This window comes from Brassicibacter mesophilus (assembly GCF_050433385.1).
GTDB classification, from domain to species: domain Bacteria; phylum Bacillota; class Clostridia; order Tissierellales; family Proteiniboraceae; genus Brassicibacter; species Brassicibacter mesophilus.
In genome coordinates, this window is sequence record NZ_JBNPXI010000028.1 from 19,174 (window position 1) to 37,038 (window position 17,865).

Annotated in this window: 18 protein-coding genes and 1 pseudogene; 1 reads left to right on the forward strand and 18 read right to left on the reverse strand. The window is 32.1% G+C overall.

The window, feature by feature from the left end; all coding sequences use genetic code 11:
- Position 1: 1 nt before the first annotated feature.
- From HNR33_RS19940 to HNR33_RS20000, 13 genes and pseudogenes are all read right to left on the reverse strand, one after another.
- On the reverse strand, positions 2-1,006 hold the full coding sequence (locus tag HNR33_RS19940) for a patatin-like phospholipase family protein (RefSeq protein WP_429087024.1): 1,005 nt from the start codon (positions 1,004-1,006) through the stop codon (positions 2-4).
- Between the two features lie 348 nt (positions 1,007-1,354).
- A pseudogene (locus HNR33_RS19945) lies at positions 1,355-1,471 on the reverse strand (UvrD-helicase domain-containing protein); the annotation flags it as partial.
- A gap of 339 nt (positions 1,472-1,810) precedes the next feature.
- Positions 1,811-2,104 carry a hypothetical protein gene (locus HNR33_RS19950; RefSeq protein ID WP_429087027.1) on the reverse strand — a complete coding sequence of 98 codons (294 nt, stop codon included), beginning with the start codon at positions 2,102-2,104 and terminating at the stop codon, positions 1,811-1,813.
- Positions 2,105-2,129: 25 nt separating this feature from the next.
- Positions 2,130-3,068: a dipeptidase gene (locus HNR33_RS19955; RefSeq protein WP_429087029.1), complete on the reverse strand. Its 939-nt coding sequence runs from the start codon at positions 3,066-3,068 to the stop codon at positions 2,130-2,132.
- An 80-nt stretch (positions 3,069-3,148) separates the two neighbouring features.
- Positions 3,149-3,655, reverse strand: a complete 507-nt coding sequence (locus HNR33_RS19960) for a dihydrofolate reductase (protein WP_429087031.1) — start codon at positions 3,653-3,655, stop codon at positions 3,149-3,151.
- Between the two features lie 117 nt (positions 3,656-3,772).
- Positions 3,773-4,426 carry a cyclase family protein gene (locus HNR33_RS19965; protein WP_429087034.1) on the reverse strand — a complete coding sequence of 218 codons (654 nt, stop codon included), beginning with the start codon at positions 4,424-4,426 and terminating at the stop codon, positions 3,773-3,775.
- 84 nt (positions 4,427-4,510) lie between these two features.
- The gene (locus HNR33_RS19970) at positions 4,511-5,152 is read right to left on the reverse strand and encodes a hypothetical protein (RefSeq protein WP_429087036.1); all 642 of its coding nucleotides are present in this window, start codon (positions 5,150-5,152) and stop codon (positions 4,511-4,513) included.
- A 93-nt stretch (positions 5,153-5,245) separates the two neighbouring features.
- The gene (locus HNR33_RS19975; RefSeq protein WP_429087039.1) at positions 5,246-6,694 is read right to left on the reverse strand and encodes a methyl-accepting chemotaxis protein; all 1,449 of its coding nucleotides are present in this window, start codon (positions 6,692-6,694) and stop codon (positions 5,246-5,248) included.
- Between the two features lie 151 nt (positions 6,695-6,845).
- Positions 6,846-7,802 (reverse strand): sulfurtransferase, encoded by a 957-nt coding sequence (locus tag HNR33_RS19980; protein ID WP_429087042.1) that lies wholly within the window; start codon positions 7,800-7,802, stop codon positions 6,846-6,848.
- Positions 7,803-7,946: 144 nt separating this feature from the next.
- Entirely contained in the window at positions 7,947-8,636 is a 690-nt protein-coding gene (locus tag HNR33_RS19985; RefSeq protein WP_429087044.1) for a TVP38/TMEM64 family protein, read from the reverse strand.
- Between the two features lie 15 nt (positions 8,637-8,651).
- Positions 8,652-9,620, reverse strand: a complete 969-nt coding sequence (locus HNR33_RS19990; protein ID WP_429087047.1) for a sulfurtransferase — start codon at positions 9,618-9,620, stop codon at positions 8,652-8,654.
- Between the two features lie 45 nt (positions 9,621-9,665).
- Positions 9,666-10,448 carry a (Fe-S)-binding protein gene (locus tag HNR33_RS19995; protein WP_429087050.1) on the reverse strand — a complete coding sequence of 261 codons (783 nt, stop codon included), beginning with the start codon at positions 10,446-10,448 and terminating at the stop codon, positions 9,666-9,668.
- 2 nt (positions 10,449-10,450) lie between these two features.
- The gene (locus HNR33_RS20000; protein WP_429087052.1) at positions 10,451-12,250 is read right to left on the reverse strand and encodes an FAD-dependent oxidoreductase; all 1,800 of its coding nucleotides are present in this window, start codon (positions 12,248-12,250) and stop codon (positions 10,451-10,453) included.
- A 261-nt stretch (positions 12,251-12,511) separates the two neighbouring features.
- On the opposite strand from HNR33_RS20000, the gene HNR33_RS20005 reads away from it, so the two are divergent.
- Complete coding sequence (locus tag HNR33_RS20005) at positions 12,512-13,402, forward strand: LysR substrate-binding domain-containing protein (protein ID WP_429087054.1); 891 nt, start codon at positions 12,512-12,514, stop codon at positions 13,400-13,402.
- Positions 13,403-13,447: 45 nt separating this feature from the next.
- Here the strand turns inward: HNR33_RS20005 and HNR33_RS20010 are convergent, their stop codons facing one another.
- From HNR33_RS20010 to HNR33_RS20030, 5 genes are all read right to left on the reverse strand, one after another.
- Positions 13,448-14,452 (reverse strand): phosphotransferase, encoded by a 1,005-nt coding sequence (locus HNR33_RS20010; protein WP_429087056.1) that lies wholly within the window; start codon positions 14,450-14,452, stop codon positions 13,448-13,450.
- Positions 14,439-15,134, reverse strand: coding sequence for a TIGR04282 family arsenosugar biosynthesis glycosyltransferase (locus HNR33_RS20015; protein ID WP_429087059.1), 696 nt, complete (start codon positions 15,132-15,134; stop codon positions 14,439-14,441). Before HNR33_RS20015 ends, HNR33_RS20010 begins: the two co-directional genes overlap by 14 nt.
- On the reverse strand, positions 15,134-15,808 hold the full coding sequence (locus HNR33_RS20020) for a TIGR04283 family arsenosugar biosynthesis glycosyltransferase (RefSeq protein WP_429087062.1): 675 nt from the start codon (positions 15,806-15,808) through the stop codon (positions 15,134-15,136). The genes HNR33_RS20015 and HNR33_RS20020 overlap by 1 nt, the downstream gene beginning before the upstream one ends.
- Positions 15,809-16,000: 192 nt before the next feature.
- Positions 16,001-17,032: an ABC transporter ATP-binding protein gene (locus HNR33_RS20025; RefSeq protein ID WP_429087064.1), complete on the reverse strand. Its 1,032-nt coding sequence runs from the start codon at positions 17,030-17,032 to the stop codon at positions 16,001-16,003.
- 17 nt (positions 17,033-17,049) lie between these two features.
- The gene (locus HNR33_RS20030) at positions 17,050-17,862 is read right to left on the reverse strand and encodes an ABC transporter permease (RefSeq protein ID WP_429087066.1); all 813 of its coding nucleotides are present in this window, start codon (positions 17,860-17,862) and stop codon (positions 17,050-17,052) included.
- Positions 17,863-17,865 lie beyond the last annotated feature (3 nt).

Below are 17,865 nucleotides of genomic sequence, written 5' to 3' on the forward strand. Positions count from 1 at the left end.
GCTATTCATTCCCTCCTATTTTAGTTGAGTCAAGCAGCACTTTCATTTCTGCTTTTATGTCTTCTCTCTCCTGTAAAACCTTAATATGTTTTGTTTTAAACCTTAATTCATCTTCATGTAAGTTATATAATGTCTTCTTTAGCTTATATTGTGTTATACCCATTTCATAAATAGGTTTTATTATTCTGATAGTATCGTTATACCCTTGCTCTATTCGGCGCATTGCTCCATCAGTAGTAAAATCAAGTGTACCTTTTATGGTTCCTCCTTGTTCATCTTGTGGTACAATCTCTAATATTTGTGCATCAGGAAACTTATCATGATCAATTACACGTGTTCTATTCAAATGAATAACAAAAATAACTTTGCATCCAACATCATAGACAGGCTTAATAGGTACATTGTCACATAATCCTCCATCATAATAAATTTTACCCTCTATTTCTTCTGTATCAAAAATAAATGGTAAAGCTGATGATGCAAGCAGAATTTTTTTTATCATGTCTGTTGAATAATTATTTAATTTAAAGTATGTTTCTTTGCCAAACTTTTTCCCAACTACACAATTTGTAAAAGCTGATATTTCTCTAATTCCAGGAGGATAGTCAGTGACATCTGAACAAGTTGCAAACATATCTAAATCATAAATAGAATCAAAATTTATATATCTATCCATTATATTTATTAATCCTTCTCTTGAGAAAAGCCCATGACTTTTAAAGAAATCAACTATTTTTCTAGATTTAAATCTATTAGGTAGATGATTTACTATTCTTTCTGCATCTATATTCAATATATCGTCTGAAGATATATTAATCCATACATCCTCAGCTATTTCATAATTTCCCTGAGCAAATAAAAGCATATTCATTGCTCCTACAGAGGTTCCCGAAACAGTAGAAATATTCTTATCAATACCAAATTCTTTAAGTGCTTTCCATACTCCTATTTGATAAGCTCCTTTACCTCCACCTCCAGCCAACACTAACCCAATTTTTCTGTTCATTGACTTCCCTCTTTCTGTCTTCCTAAATTTACTTTAATGTTTAATTCCACTTTTAATAAAATATTCCTCCAAATTCACTCATACTTTTACAATATTTGATTTTTTGTTTTCATTTTGTTTCCTTTATATTTCTGACAAAACTTATGAGTAGCTTCCTCATATATTAAATCTCATATATCTATTTATTTCACTAGATTACTATACTTACGAGGTATTTTTATCATGATATCTTATAATTTTCTATACTCCTGTATTTCACTTATATATAAAAATAACATATAAGGAACTACTCCCTATATGTTTATCTTCTATATCCATCTATTTATCTATATTAAAGTACTATAAATATTTTTGTACATAAATGTCATGATAACCGCTCCCAGCTCCTGCAAGTATTAATAGCGGTCCTTCTGTAGTAATTACTGCCTCTCTTTGTTTATCGTTAAGTCCTTCAAGAAAATTCATCAATAGGTTGCTCCTTTCCATTTCTTCTCTAACTGTTATTATATAGGAAAGTATACCGTTATTGAAGGATAAATATTATAAAAAAGACTTTTATTGAAACATTAATATATTAAGGAAGTCTTTTTTGAAACCCATTTTACGGAAAGCTAGCATTAAGGAAAACTAGGGCTTTCCTATGGGTTATAAAAAAGCTTTTATTGAAACATTAATATATTAAGGAAGTCTTTTTTGAAACCCATTTTACGGAAAGCTAATATTAAGGAAAACTAGAACCTTCCTATGGGTTATAAAAAAACCTTCTATAAAATTAAATTTAATTTTATAGAAGATTCCCAACCATTACTTCTGTTTACTTTTCTTCCTTGAAAATGATATTCCTCCAAATCCACTTATTATCGCTATATAGAAACCAAAATCATACCACCAGCCAGTGTTTATTACTTCATAACATCGGATACTAGGTTTAAATAAGCTTATTATTAGTGAAATTGGTGCAATCCAACCGTGCCATATCCCTGATAAAAAACCTGCCGGGTCATCATTTGTATAACTCCCATCTCCTGGTATACATCCAGATAACAATATAGCTATTACTATCATTAGTGTTGACAGCATCAATAGATTTCTTTTCATTTTGTCCCCCTTTTACTGAATCAATCTACATTACATCCTTAATTACCCTCAAAGCATTTTTATAAAATATCTTATCTATTTCATCCTCTGAAAAATTACTACTCTTAAGGGCATATGCCAGCTTTTCTATTTCACTTATGTTGCTTATTTCTCCATTAGGATGACATCCGTCAAAATCAGAACCTAATGCTATAACATCTATTCCTCCAATATCTCTTATATGGTTTATATGTCTAACCATATCTTCAACTCGAGCTATCTCACTTTCTCCCAGAAAGTCTTTTTCAAAGCATATCCCCATTACTCCTCCTTTTTCTGAAAGAGCTTCTATCATATCGTCATCAAGATTTCTAAAATGCTCTTTTACAGCTCTAGAGTTAGAATGTGATGCAATAAAAGGTTTTGAAGTTATCCTTGCAACATCATAAAATCCTTTATCTGAGAGATGTGAAACATCTATTAGCATCCCAAGTCTGTTCATTTCATGTACGACTTCTTCTCCAAAACTAGTCAGCCCCTTATTCCTATACTCATCTTTTATATTAGGAAACCCTATCTCATTAGTAGTATTCCATGTAAGAGTTATTGCCCGTACTCCCAACCTATAGAAATTCCTTAAATTATGTAGTTTCCCTTTAAGCACTCCGCCCTCTTCTATAGTTAAAACAGCTGATAATTTTTCTTCCCCATCATTTATAATAATCTCTTCATAATTAGTTGCTACAGCAATATTATCAGCATTTTTTTCGAGTTCAACATAAAATTTATCTATCATCTCAAGACATGCTTCCATAGGATCCCACCTATCTTTTAAGTCTACATACATAGCAAAAAACTGAGCTAAAGAATTACCTTTTTGCATTTTTTTGATATCTACACTAAATTCATTTTCATATAGTCCTAGGTTTTCTTTATCATTCATTAATCTTAAGATTGTATCACAGTGCATATCGATTGGTCTCATTTTTTTTCCCCCTTAACATGGTTTTCCTAATATGCATACATATTTATAAATATTATATCATGACTAAATAGAAAATTATCTCAATTGATTCTAATATAATCTACATATTTATATAATAAATTATTCTGCCTATATACTTCTGATTCTTTTTCAATTTTCCAGTCATCATCTAAATCCAGGTTTGGAATCAAAGTATCGGCTTCAAAAGCTCTAAATACTTTAGTAATATGGGCTTTATTACAATATGATATAAGTTGACGAGCAATATTTCCTCCCCCTATTACAAAGGTTTCTAATTCATTTTCTGAAGAAGACTTTAATTTCTCAATCAGTGGAAAAAGCTTATCTAATGAATTGATTACAATAATGTTATGTGCCTTATATTCTTTATCTCTTGTTATAACAATGTTTATCCTATTAGGTAAAGCTTTCTTTTCTGGTAATGATTCAAATGTCTTTCGTCCCATTATAATAATATTGCCTTCTGTAAGACTTCTGAATCGCTTTAAATCTTCTGATATTTTAAATAACATATCCCCATCGTATCCAATGTTCCAATTATTATCTACAGCAAAAATTAGTTTCATATTTACCTCCATTTTATCTCTACATTAAATATTCTTTTTATTTATATAAATATTTTTTCTATATAAGTATAACATTATTAACATTCCTATTATTCATAATAAAAAAACAGAAGCCTATTACAGGCTTCTATCAGTTATTAATGCCACAGCTCTTATTGGTGCGCCATCTGCATCTTCAAATTTTAAAGGAAATGCACAAATAGAAAATTCTTTTTCTATAAGTAATTTCAAGTTTTTAAGGTTTTCTATGATTATTTTCTCTTCTCCCAATATCTTATGATGTATTTCTAGTTTATTAGCAGTAATTGGCTCTACTGATATGGCATCTATACCTATTCCCTTAATATTAAGCTTGCATAGTCTATCAGCAAGTCCTGAGGATATGGTTGGGAATCCTCTAAAATAATCATCACTCCCCCATTTGTTGTCCCAACCAGTATAAAACAATACAAAGTCAAACTCTTCAACATCAGATCCTAGATATTTTATATGATCTTCAGTAATCTCTCCTCCATATTTAATGTCTGTACAGTCTACTACAATCCCAGTACCATAAAAAGAGTCAACAGAAAAATCATCTAATGGTTTCCCATCACTAAATATATGTGCTGGAGAATCCATATGGGTTCCAGTATGACTATAAAATGTTATTTCTGTTTCTTTAAATCCGTGTTCATCGACAGTGCATGGGACATTGAGAATAGGTGGCTCTGTACCTGGATATACCTGCATAGTTGAAGAAATAGTTTGTGTTAAGTCGATAAATCTCATATTATCCCCCTTAGTATGAAAACGTCTTTCTCTTCATTATGAATATATATAACTTCATAACGTTTTTCTCATGTTAAAAACAATTTACTTTTTCTTAGCAAAAGCAAGTATTCCTCCTAGTGCTACAGAGAGAAGTGCTGCAGCTAAAACTCTATATTCAGGTGGAAGTAAGAAGGTCACAGTATGTGCTGGTATCCAGAAAAACGGTATAGTTTTCATTACTACAAATGAAACAAATCCATTCCAATCTATTCTAGAAGTAATGTCACTTATAGAAACTTTTTGATTTTTACTTTCATATTTTAGGTCAATATATGTATCTGTTACCCTATGAAATGCCATCATAGTAGGCGCAAATGTTGAGTTCATTATAGCACTAGTAAAAAAAGCAAAAGCAAGCTTTGAGCCTTTTCCTGGTAACATTCTATTTTCTAATGCCGTCATGGTACCGTTTGCAAACACTGAAAATATCAAAGTTATAACCATTCCAAGAAAACCCCATATTGCAGCTCTATAAACTACTCCACAAGGTATATTCCAATTACCTTTAGCAATTCTTATAGCTAATAACTCTCCCATAGTCGCAAGTATAAAAAACTTAATAAATCCTCCTATATACGGATGTTCTGTTGTAAGCTTTACAAATATGTCATGAGTTACAGGCATTACTATTATTAATACAAACAATGCTAATACAAGTCCCCAGATAATATCCCCTTTTTTCATTATTTTCCCCCTTTAAAATAGTTTATTCGATTTTTTCTCTCATAAATTATTATAATATAAAAAAAGAAAGCACACCATTAAAATATAATGTGCTTACAGTACATATTCTCCTTTTTCATTAAGCTTAATAGCTATATCTATCATTTGACTAAACATGGATATTATCGTTTCCGATATTTCTTTCGCTTTATCCACATATATTTTTGCCTCCCGCTGATCATTCTTTTTTATTAAGTCAATCACTATTGAGCCAATTCTGTGCAATTCTTCATGATATGAATCAACACTATTCCATACCTCTAAAATTTCAGCATGCTGAGGCTTTACAGAATGATAAAAATGTCCAAAGGCACATCTATGACCATCAGTTTGAAGTGGCGAAACTTTCATATTATTGACCATATTAGACAATACATTTACCCAGTTTTTATGCGCTACAATTGCAGGTTTAATTGTGTTTATAAACTCTTGATTAGTAACTCTATAGAATGTGTCTGTCCCCAGTCTCCCACTTATTTTTGCAGCATGGTCTACTTTCTCCTCCACTTTTTCAATTGATGTTGCTGTTTTATTAATATCTTGTGCAATACTAGTAAGTATCATTGAAATGCTATTTACTTTTTCTGCTATATGCGTTGTATCATTCATTGCAACACTTATCTGTTCAGTAGCGGAGCTCAATTCATTGCTTGTATCAGCAATGCTATTTAATTTCTCTGCTGTGTTCTCAATAACTTGTGTATTTTTATTAAATATTTCACTTAATCCATGAAGCTGATCACGAACCTTGTTTACCTCATTCACAGACTGAGTAACACTGTGAGAGCTTTTTCTTGATGCACTGTTTATGTCATCAATAGAGGCATTAAGAGAATCCAGCATCTGTTTTGTGCTATTTGAAAGTTTTCTCACCTCTTCTGCTACCACAGTAAAACCTTTCCCATGCTCTCCTGCACGAGCGGCCTCAATAGATGCATTTAGTGCTAAAATATTTATCTGTTCAGCTATCTGGTTAATATTAGCTAGAACCTTGCTTACCTTGTCTGTTGCCTCTATTAGTCCCTCTACATCATTATACATTGAACCTGAAATACCTGAAACAAATTCAATTTCTTTTAGTATTTTAGCAACCATTTCATTACTAGACATAGTATTTTTCTTTAATTCTTCACTGTCATCAGATATTCTTGATAAATTTCCTGCAAATTCATTGGAATTATGCTCTAATTCTGACATGCTTGCAGATATTTCTTCAAATACTCCAAGCATAGTATCAGTAACCTCACTTAATTCATCTGTAGTATTTATTATATCATTTGAATAATGATTAAGCTTAACATCAAATGCACTGATTTCTACAGCAATATCAAGTACAGCATTCATTATGTATTTGACATCCTCTTTATTTGTAGATATCTTAGTAGACAGCTCTAGTAATTTGTTAATAATATGATCCTTAGACATTTCAGCTTCAGCTACTTCAAAGTCTCCTGAAATTAATTTTTCAATGATTATTTCATATTTTTTTCTATTAAATATCACATTTATTCCCCCTATATTTATATTGCAGATAGAATGTTATATACCCATTAAAATAATGAAAAAACTATATTGTTTATTAATTGTTTGTAAACAAATTAAAATGCACATCGAAAGCGATGTGCATTTTAATCGTATTTTTTGTAACCTAATATTATTTTTCTATTTCAAGTCCTGATTTTTCATATTCTAGCCATGAACCGTCATAGTTTTTAACATTTTCATATCCAAGAAGTTCTTGAAGTGCAAACATTGTATGAGCTGCTCTTACAGCACTTTTACAATGTGGCATTATAGCTTCTTTGTCCATTGTTATACCTTGAGCCTCATATAACGCTTTTAACTCTTCTCCGCTCTTGAATGTTCCATCTTCATTTAAAGCTTGAGTCCATTCAATCCAAACCGCTCCTGGAATACGTCCATCATTCCATTCTTTTTCAGAACGAGTATCTAAAACAACCGAGTTTTCATTGTCAAAGCTTGCTTTTATCTGTTCTAAATCTGCAATTAAATCTGTGTTAGCATCTTTAGCTGTATAAGTTGTTGCTTCTTTCTCAGCTGCTGATGATTCAGTTTCAAAACCAGCTACTGTCCAAGCATCTACTCCACCATCTAGAAGTCTTACATCTTCATGTCCATAAACTTTCATTACCCACCATAATCTAGCTGCCCATAGTTCTTTGTCAGCATCATATATAACTACTGTATCATCATTTTTTATTCCTGCTTTGCTTAGAACCTTTTCAATCTGTTCTTTGCTAGCTATCATTCCCTTAACTCCATTTACCTCTGCTGCTATATCATCTCTTTTAATTTTTACTGCTCCAGGTATGTATCCTCCAGGAAGCTTCGCATCTCTGAAGTCCACTATGACAACATCTTGCATATCTTTTAATTGTCGTGCTGTTACTAAGCTGTCTGGATTTGCATAACCTTTATCAACTGTAGCTTCACTACCTGACTCTTCAGTATTTTGATCTGTAGGTTTTTCACCAGGATTTTCTGTTACATTGTTCTCAGCTGCTGGAGTTTCATTTTTAGCACAACCAGCTAAAGAAAATACTAATGCAACAACTAATAACATAGCTACTAAAGCTTTTTTCTTTAACATTTTTCTATCCCCTTCCTATTTGTCATGTTTTTTGCTGAAAATCTTGTTAAATTATCTACAATGTCAGTATAACACATGTTGCACGATTGTAAATAATTTAACAAGCATTTGTTTATAACACTTTATTATGAATATAAGTAACTGTTATAACTCTACTCCTTTCTTTTTCTTCAACCACCCTGGAAGCAAAGATATTACGACGAAGAAAACAGCTCCAATACCTAGATACATAAGTGTCTTTCCAATATTTCCATCTCCACTTACTATGGACCCACCCATAAATGTGAATGCAACTGCTCCCGGTATCATACATATGAAAGAAACTACCATGTATGTTAAAAGTTTAATGTTTGTTAATCCATAAACATAGTTTTGCACATTGAATGGGAATATAGGCACTAATCTAGTAAGCATTAACATTCTCCATCCTTGTTTTTCAACACCTTCGTCAATTTTCTTTAGCTTTTCATTCTTCTTTACCCAGCCTTCTACCATTCCTCTAGCTGCATATCTAGCTACTAGAAAAGCTGCTGAAGCTCCTAAAGTAGCTCCTATTGATGCCCATAATGCACCCATAATTGGCCCAAAAGCTAGCCCTGCAAGTACTGCTATAGGTAATCCTGGTAAGAAGAAAATACATGCTACTATATATAATACAATATATATAATAGGACCAAGCATTCCATACCCATTTATCCATGTTTTTAAGTTCTGCATATTCTCTAAGCTAATATATTCAAATAATCCAAAATATTTCATTAGTCCAATAATAACTGCTATTACAACGACTATACCTATTAGCTTTCCATAGCCTTTCTTTTTAGCGTGTTCCATAACAGTTTCCCCCCTCTATTTTACTTCTCCTGTTTCTATTGGTAAGTCCTCATAGTAACTCCACTCAATCCAAGATCCATCATAATTTTTGACATTTTCATATCCTAAAAGCTGTGTTAATACAAATGTTGTATGAGCTGAACGTACTGCTGATTGACAGTAAGGTATTATAGTTTTATCTTTAGTAATACCTTTTCCTTCATATAGCTTTTTAAGCTCTTCTACAGATTTGAATGTCATATCAGCTCCCTCTCCAGTATTTATAGCTTCTTTATATTCAATCCATATGCTTTGAGGAATTCTGCCTTTTCTAAATGCTCCACTCTTCAAGTCTTTTCCTGTAAACTCATCTATAGAACGTGTATCAAGTACTATTACATTTGGATCATCAAATGCAGCCTTTACATCTTCAAGAGTAGCTAGTTTATTTTCATCAACATTGCTTTCAAATTTATATTCTTTTGCTGTTATTTCAGGTTTAGCTGTTGTAGTCTCAAGACCTGCTGCCTTCCAACCATCAATTCCACCGTCTATTAAGGCTGCCTTATCATGACCATACATATCTAGTATCCACCAAAATCTAGCTGCATCATAATCTCCTTTTCCATCATAAAGAAGAATCATAGTTTCGTTATCGATTCCCAAACTACCTAAAAGCTGTTCTATCTTTTCCTTTTCAGCTCTCATACCTTCAAAAGGATAGTTCGTACTTTCATAGTCTGGTCTCCAAATGCTCATTGCACTTGATATATGTCCTAAAGCGTATTCTGTGGATTTTCTTATATCAATAACTGCTATATTGCCACCTTTATCAATCATGTCTTTAGCAGTTTTCGCGCTGATTATTACATCTTGATTTGCATACTGTGAGTATTTATCCTCTTGTTTTTGTAATTCCTTCTCAGTCTTAACTTCAGGTTTGCTACATCCAACAACACCAATAACCAACATTAATGATAAAATTAATAATAAAAACTTTTTCACGAACATTCCTCCTATTAGTGATCTAGTTTATAAACTTATATCATATTATTTTAGAACTCTGTTGATAGCTGTTTTTGATTTATATCTGTTAGCCCAGCTTGTTATTGGACCTCCTGGTACCCCTGGAAACTCTGATCTTGAAGTCCAAGGACCATCAAATATTAAATCAAGTATATGAATTGCTTTCTTTCCACCTTTAACCATTGATTCTCTACATGCTGCGCAATATGTTACCATGTAGTCTGATTGAACCTCCGCTGTTCTTCTTTTCATGATTCTAAGTGCAAGATCAGGATTAGCTGGTACTATCATTCCACCAAATCCACAGCATCTTGTGTTCTCTCTTGTGTGTGGTGGTTCTTCAACCTTATATCCAAGCTCGTTCATTATCCACCTGATACCATCATGAATTGCAGGAACATTTCTAGTTGGGCATGAGTCATGAATAGCAATCGTAATGTCACTGTTCTTACCTATTCCTTTTGATTTTTCAGGTAATCCAATCTTAGGGAATAGCTCCCATAGTGAAGTTACCTTTTGATTAGGGCTATACTCTGACATAGTTAAATAACAGGATTGACATGCTACTATTATTTCTTCAGCACCTAATCTGTCTATTTCAGCCTGAAGTTCTCCATATCTTTCTTTAAATTTCTCAACTTGCCCTAATGCTTTTGTAGGTTTACCACAGCATTTAAGTATTGCACCTGTACCTGGCAATTTTTCCTGTAAGTATTCTAATGTAGCTTCTACAAGCTTAGGATTATATGATGGTAAGCTACAGCCAGGTATAAATACTCTTTTGGTCTTTCCAGTATTATTTGTCATGATTAAGACCTCCTCTTAGCTGGTTTAGCTGTATTAAATAGCTTAGAGAAACCAAGCAATTGATGCATTTCTATTGCATTATGTCCCTTCATAGGAGACTTGCCGTTGTTAGCTTTTATCATTTCTTTTCTAATATCCATAAACCTATCCTTCATTTCAAAGTCTTTAGGACACGCTAATGTACATTGACTGCACATATTACATGAATAAGGTATAATTGGCTCAATCTCTCCAGTTTCAAGCATTCTTTCAAATAAATCCTTAGGACATTCACAGAAATCACCAAGCATCTCACATTCCTTCATACAAAGCTTACACTCACATTTTAAGCATCTCGAAGCTTCATTTTTTGCTTGTTCCTCTGTGAGTCCTAAATCAACCTCTTCAAAGCTATGAACTCTTATACTAGGTTCTATTTGACGAGTTTTAACTCTCGGTAAATCTTCAGTTTCTTCTTTAACTTCTGTTTCGAGCCAAGTTTCATAAGCTCCTTCATATTCTCTTTCAATAGTCATATCCTTGCCTTGAAGGAATTTATCTATAGATATAGCAGCTTTTCTTCCCTCTGCCATTGCTTCTACTACAATTACTGACCTGCCACTTGCATCCCCTGCTACAAACACATTATCTAATTTAGTCTGTAAAGTAACTCGATCTACCTTGAACCTTCCGCCTCTAACTGTTTCAAGCATATCATCAGCTACAAAAGAATTATCTACTGCCTGACCTACTGCAAATATAACATTGTCAACATCAAAAATCTTTTTATTGCTTTCATTAAATTGAGGAGCAAAATTGCCTTCCTTATCAAAGATTGACGTACATTCTTTTACTTCAAATCCTGCTACCTTACCATCTTTTTCAACTATTTTTTCTGGACCAAAGCCAGCATGTATTATTACTCCTTCTTCTTCCGCTTCTTCTATTTCCCATGCATGAGCAGGCATCTTATCCTTAGGCTCTAAACATACCATGTGAACCTCTTTAGCTCCAACTCTTCTAGCTGATCTTGCAACATCTATTGCAACATTTCCTCCACCTACTACTACTATTTTCTCTGCTATATCAAACTTACGAGTTAAACTCACTTCTCTTAAGAAATCAACGGCATTAAGGACTCCCTTAAGGTTACTTCCTGGTATTGGAATAACTACTCCTTTATGAGCTCCAACTGCAATTATTACCGAATCATAATCTTTTCTTAACTGTTCAAATGTGATATCTTTTCCAACTTCAACGCCTAGCTTGATATCTACTCCTAGTTTGTTTAGTAAACTGTATTCGAAATCTATAACATTTCTTGGCAACCTATATTCAGGTATACCAACTCTCATCATTCCTCCAACTACAGGAAGTTTTTCGAATATAGTAACTTTGTAGCCTTTCCTCCTTAAATCTAATGCTGCTTGCGCACCTGCAGGCCCTGCACCTATTACTGCAACTGTCTTACTATTTTCAGCTTCAATAGCTTTATCCCAGTTATTTTCATCATCATAGTTATCTGATACAAATCTCTTTAGTGCTGCTATTGACATAGGCTGCCTAAAAGCTTCTTCTCTTTTACATTTTTCTTCGCATGGGTGAGCACATATTCTTCCAAGTGATGCCGGAATGAAAAGCTTTTCCCTTATCAATTTAATTGCTTCATTATACTTACCTTCTGCAATCAAATTTACATATCCCTTAACATCAGTGTGCATTGGACATGTAGCTTCACAGTATGGAGGGGCATCTCCCGTACAATTATCTACTATTTCTTGCATCTTCTCCAAAACATGCTTTGGATAAGTTATCTTGTTCATAATGAACCCCCTTTATATAAAACTGAGTTATCTTTGTTAATTTCTCTACAAATTAATTATATATTAAAGAATCTATGATAACTAATAAGTATTGCTTATAATACATAATAATAACTTATCATAGTTAATTCTTTATCAATGTTGAGTTTACTGGTATTTCTTCTATATATTTCTTAAAAGGTTTTATTATGATATAATCGAAGTATATTATATATAGTTTGACTTATTTATGCATTATAAAAATTGAACAAAGGTGATGTCATGAACATAGACTATTTAGAGGCATTTTATGTGACAGTAAAAGTAAATAGTATTTCAAAAGCAGCTAAATTACTTCACTTAACTCAACCAGGGCTAAGTATGCAGATTCAATCATTAGAAAAAGAGCTTCAAGTAAGTTTACTTAACAGAAGCAACAAAGGAGTAGAACTTACTGAGGCAGGTAAGATTGTCTTTGATTATGCAAGTACTATTCTGTCATTGCAAGACAATATTGAAAGAGACCTGCAGAATTTAAAAACACATAAAAAGAACCTATTAATAGGTTCCTGTAAAGCTGTAGGAGAATATGCTCTTCCTTGTAGTATTTATATCTATAAGCATGAGAACAAGGATGTAGATATAAATCTAGAAATCATGAATACAGATGATGTAATTGAAAGCTTGCTTAACAGAACAGTAAATATAGGTATCATTCATGGAGATTCAAGAAATAAGGATATTAAGACTCAAAAAATCACCTTAGATAACTTAATGCTTGTAACATCATTACCTTTGATGAAAAATACTATAACTATAACCGAATTGACTAAGCTACCTCTTATCTTTAGAGAGCAGGGTTCAGGTACTAGAATGACTATTAATAATGTTTTAAATACTCATGATATCGAAATCGATGACCTAAACATAATATATGAGCTTAACTCAATGGAGGCAATAAAGTCATCTGTTATAGCTGGTAAAGGAATTTCTTTTATTCCTGAGCTATCTATTAAGAGAGAGTTAAGAGATGGTGTACTTAAGCAAATCCAAATTGACAATATTGAAATAGTTTCGGAATACTATGTTGCTTACAGAAAAGATCATGAACTTAGTCCATATGAAAATGATTTTATAAAATTTATTAAGTCTTCAAAAAGAGGTTTTTGCTAGATAACATGAAACCCGTAAGCTTGAAACAATATCAAGCCTACGGGTTTAAAAGTATTCATTGAGCAATTTCTTCATAAAATCAATATCAAGATAATCTTGGATTTTCTTAAATGTATCCATATTTTTTATGTCTTTGTCAGGCTTCTGATACTCTAGATAAGCATATGCACACCATGACAGTGCTCTTAGATACAAGTATGGTGTATATAAATTTACTCTTTCTTTAATATTTTTATCTTTCCCATTAAGTCCTTCAGTATAGACTTTAAAAAATCCGTTCTTTTCTTCTTGACTCAAGATATACTCAGTTTTCCACAAGGTAGTAGTAGGTGCTAAGAATTGGGTTAAATCCTGACATGGATCACTTATAACAGGCTTCTCCCAGTCTATTAAATAGCTTTCAGTTTTTCCTATTATAAAGTTATGAGAATTGACTTCAGTATTGTTTACAACATGCCATTTATCTTCTAAAAAATATCTTTCCTTATTTCTATTCTTTTCAGCCCAGTTCAAAAATCTATCAAAAAAATCCTTAAGTTCTTTAGAAATAATCGGTGATACAAAGAAATCTTTTAAAAGTCTCTTTCCTTCAATTATCCTGTCATTAAAAATATTTTCTTCAATTATAAACGAATTAGTATTAGTTTTTGATAAGTCTAATAAGTGAATGCCTGCAAATATCTTAGCTGCTTTGTTTAAATCCTTGTTATACTCTAATGGCCTTCCTTCTAAAAATTCCATTATCAAAATACCATAGTCAAAAAAGCTTTTAGTATCGTCTACATAAAGAGCCTTCGGAGTAACTTTGCTTACTTCTAGTGCTTTAAGAGCGTCATATTCATATTTGATTTGATTATCTAACTCTAGCTGGCTTCCTGTATTTATTCTAAATACATATTTTTTCTCACAAGATTCTATTACAAAGTTTATATTGTACTCTCCTTGAGCTAGGAAACTAACAGTATAGTTGTTTGTTATAGGAATTATATCATTTATTTTATTGCTTTTAAGATATTCATATATCTGTTTAATCAGTTTACCTCTCAGCATATTGAGCTTCACTCCAGAATTTACTTAAGTATTTTATAGTATTTTCAGGTACTACCCTATTTGAAAATAAACCTTGATCTACTTTTTTCTTAAACTTAAAAATATCTTCTTTTGTGTCAATGTCCATATGCTTAACTGTTAATCCAACACTTAATTCCATATTATTTGCTATATCTATAGTACCTTCAAGAACAGATTTTTTTCCCCATTTTAACTCTTTATCAAATATTTCTTTATGCAATTTTTTCATACCAACTAAATAGTATCCTCCATCAAACGTAGGTCCTAAGCATATATCGTTATTTTCAAGTATAGAAAAAGCATCTAGTAACTCATACGGCTGGATATCAGGTATGTCTGAACCTATGAGTATTACATCTGTATATCCAATATTAAATACTTCTCCTATGGCATTTCCCATTCTTGCACCTAGATCATCACCTGTTTGCGGGAAACAGTTTATATAGGATGGTATAATATCTTGTATTATATTGAGATTTCCCTCAGGTGTATATGTAAGGAAAATATCAACATCGTCATTAATATAGTTAAAAATATTAAATAAGTCCAAAAGAAAACATTTATGAATTCCAGCACACTTTTCTCCTGTAAAAATATCCATTAGCCTTGTTTTTGTCTTACCAGGTATAGGTATTCTAGTCATAAGTATAAGTGCTTTCATTACCTCGCCTCCCTATACATTTTGTTAAGCTTTGAAGGAGACATGCCTAATACATAAAATATTTTTATTTTATGCATAAGAAGCATCGTTTTAAGCTGTCCTCCATTCTTAAATCTTCTTGCGGAAGTACCTATTTTAACATCTAGCATTTTCATTTTTTTAGTTTTATGAAGTCTTCTAGATAGTTCCCAGTCTTCCATTAGTTCAATTTCTTTGTATCCACCTAATTTATTAAAGATATCCCTTTTCACAAATATGCCTTGGTCTCCAAAATATAAACCTAGATACTTCGCACGCCAATTTGAGGTTCTTGATATAAATCTCATGAACCTAGTATTATAATCATAAAAATAGAGAGAAAAACCACCACAAGTATAACCTCGACTAACAGCATACTCTATACCATATAATGAATCCTTAGATACTATAGAATCAGAATGAACAAACCAGAGTATATCTCCCTTAGCTGCTTCAGCCCCTTTATTCATCTGATTAGCCCTACCTCTTCTACTTTGAACTACAGTGCTATACTTAGATGCAATTTGAACTGTATTATCACTGCTCCCGCCATCAACAACTATTATTTCTTTTTCTCCATCAAGATTACAAAGCTGTCTAAGTGTATTTTCAATACTTTTCTCTTCATTTAATACTGGTACTATTATTGATATCAAAATATCACTTCTTTCAAACGTTCTTTTTTCTTAACTACTGCAAAACAAATAGGACAATAAAATTGTATTAATATGAATAAAAAAATAAGAGAATGCTTATAAGATTTTGCTAAGAAAACTAGGTGAAAGAAACTAGAAAAATCTGTTATTGTATTTTTGAAACTCGCTGGAGAAAAGATTCCATTTCATTCATCAGTCATTATTTCTAAAAAATATCGCATTATTAAAATCTATTTTTACTCCAACCTTATCTCCTACATCAAATACTCTACTTGAATCAGCTATGCATTTAAACTCCAAACTATTAATTGAAACTGTATAATATATTCTATCACCAGCATACCTTTTTACTTTTACTATTCCTGTAATGTTTGTGTTATTGTCAAATTTAGTTAATTGGATCTCTTCAGGCTTAATCATAACCTTGACTGATGAATACTTATTAAAGTTAGTTTTTACATCTACAATATCCGAAATGAACATACCATCTTTTATATATCCATTTATATAATTTTTTTCACCAAAAAAATCAGCTACCTCTGATGAAATAGGCTTTTGATAAAGCTCTGCAGGAGTACCGAACTGTCTTATTTTCCCGTCAAGCATTACAGCTATTTTGTCTGATGTCATTAACGCTTCTTCCTTGTCGTGAGTAACTAAGATAGTGGTTATATTCAGTTTCCTTTGTATCTTAAGAATAAAATCTCTCATAGTTTCTCTTAATCTCATATCAAGATTTGAAAATGGTTCATCAAGTAAAAGCACCTTAGGATGTATAGCTAACGCTCTTGCAAGAGCTACTCTTTGCTTTTGTCCTCCCGACAGTTCGTTTGGATATTTTTTTTCATATCCATTTAATTGAACAAGATCAAGCATGTTCTTCACCTGCTCTTGTCTCTTAACCTTATCTACCTTAGCCATTTTAAGTCCAAATTCAATATTCTGAGCAACATTTAAATGAGGAAAAAGAAGATAGTCTTGAAATACTATCACCGCTCCTCTTTTTTCAACTTGTATATTTAAAATTGAACTGTTTCCAAAAAGTATATCTCCCCTATCTGGCCTTATTAATCCTGCTATTATCTTAAGAGTAGTTGTCTTCCCACAACCTGAAGGTCCTAGAAGAGATACCATCTCGCCTTCTTCTACAACAAGATTTACATCATCAAGCACCTTTTTATTATCAAAAACCTTAGTTATATTCTTTAGTTTTATCTGTGACATAGTTTAGCTCCCCTTGTTTAATTCATAAAAAAATAGTTTCCACTTTTATAATACGCCTTAACAGACCTTTCCATTATCTGCAGACAGCCTAGTGCTGTAAGTATGAATACAATACTATATACTGAAGCCATCATTCTATCACCACTTTGAATAAATGGAAACATCATCATTGAAAATGTAACTACTCTTCCTCCGCCTATCAAAAATGTTAAGAAATATTGACTAAAAGATATGATGAATACTAGACTTCCTGCTGATACTATACCTGGTGCTATAATTGGTAATGTAACATTTTTAAAAGTCTGAAAAGGTCCAGCTCCTAGAACCCTTGCTTGCATTTCCATAGATTCTCCAGTTATTTCAAAAACATTTTTTAATACTCTAACACTATATGGGATACATGGAATCAAATGTACGAGCACTACTCCTATAAAAGTATTCGCCAATCCAAGCTTTATAAATGAAAGATGAATACCCATAGCTATTGCTACAGGTGGCACTATTAAAGGAGCAAGTATCAGAAGCTCTATTACTTTTTTTCCTCTAAAGTTGTATATCCCCAAAGCTTTAGAAGCAGGTATGCTAATAATAAGTGTTATTATAGTGACTACTACAGATAACCAAACACTGTACAAAAGCGTTTTGATTGCTTTGCTTGTTGGTGCAAAAAAATACTCCCAGCCTCTAAGCCCCAGTTCACTTGGAAATATCTGTGGCCATGGCCAGTTTTTTGAAAAACTCCAAATTATGAGAACAAACAGTGGAAACACTAATAAAAAAATCATTACATACATTATTATATTAAATATTATAGCACGCTTTTCTCTCATAAA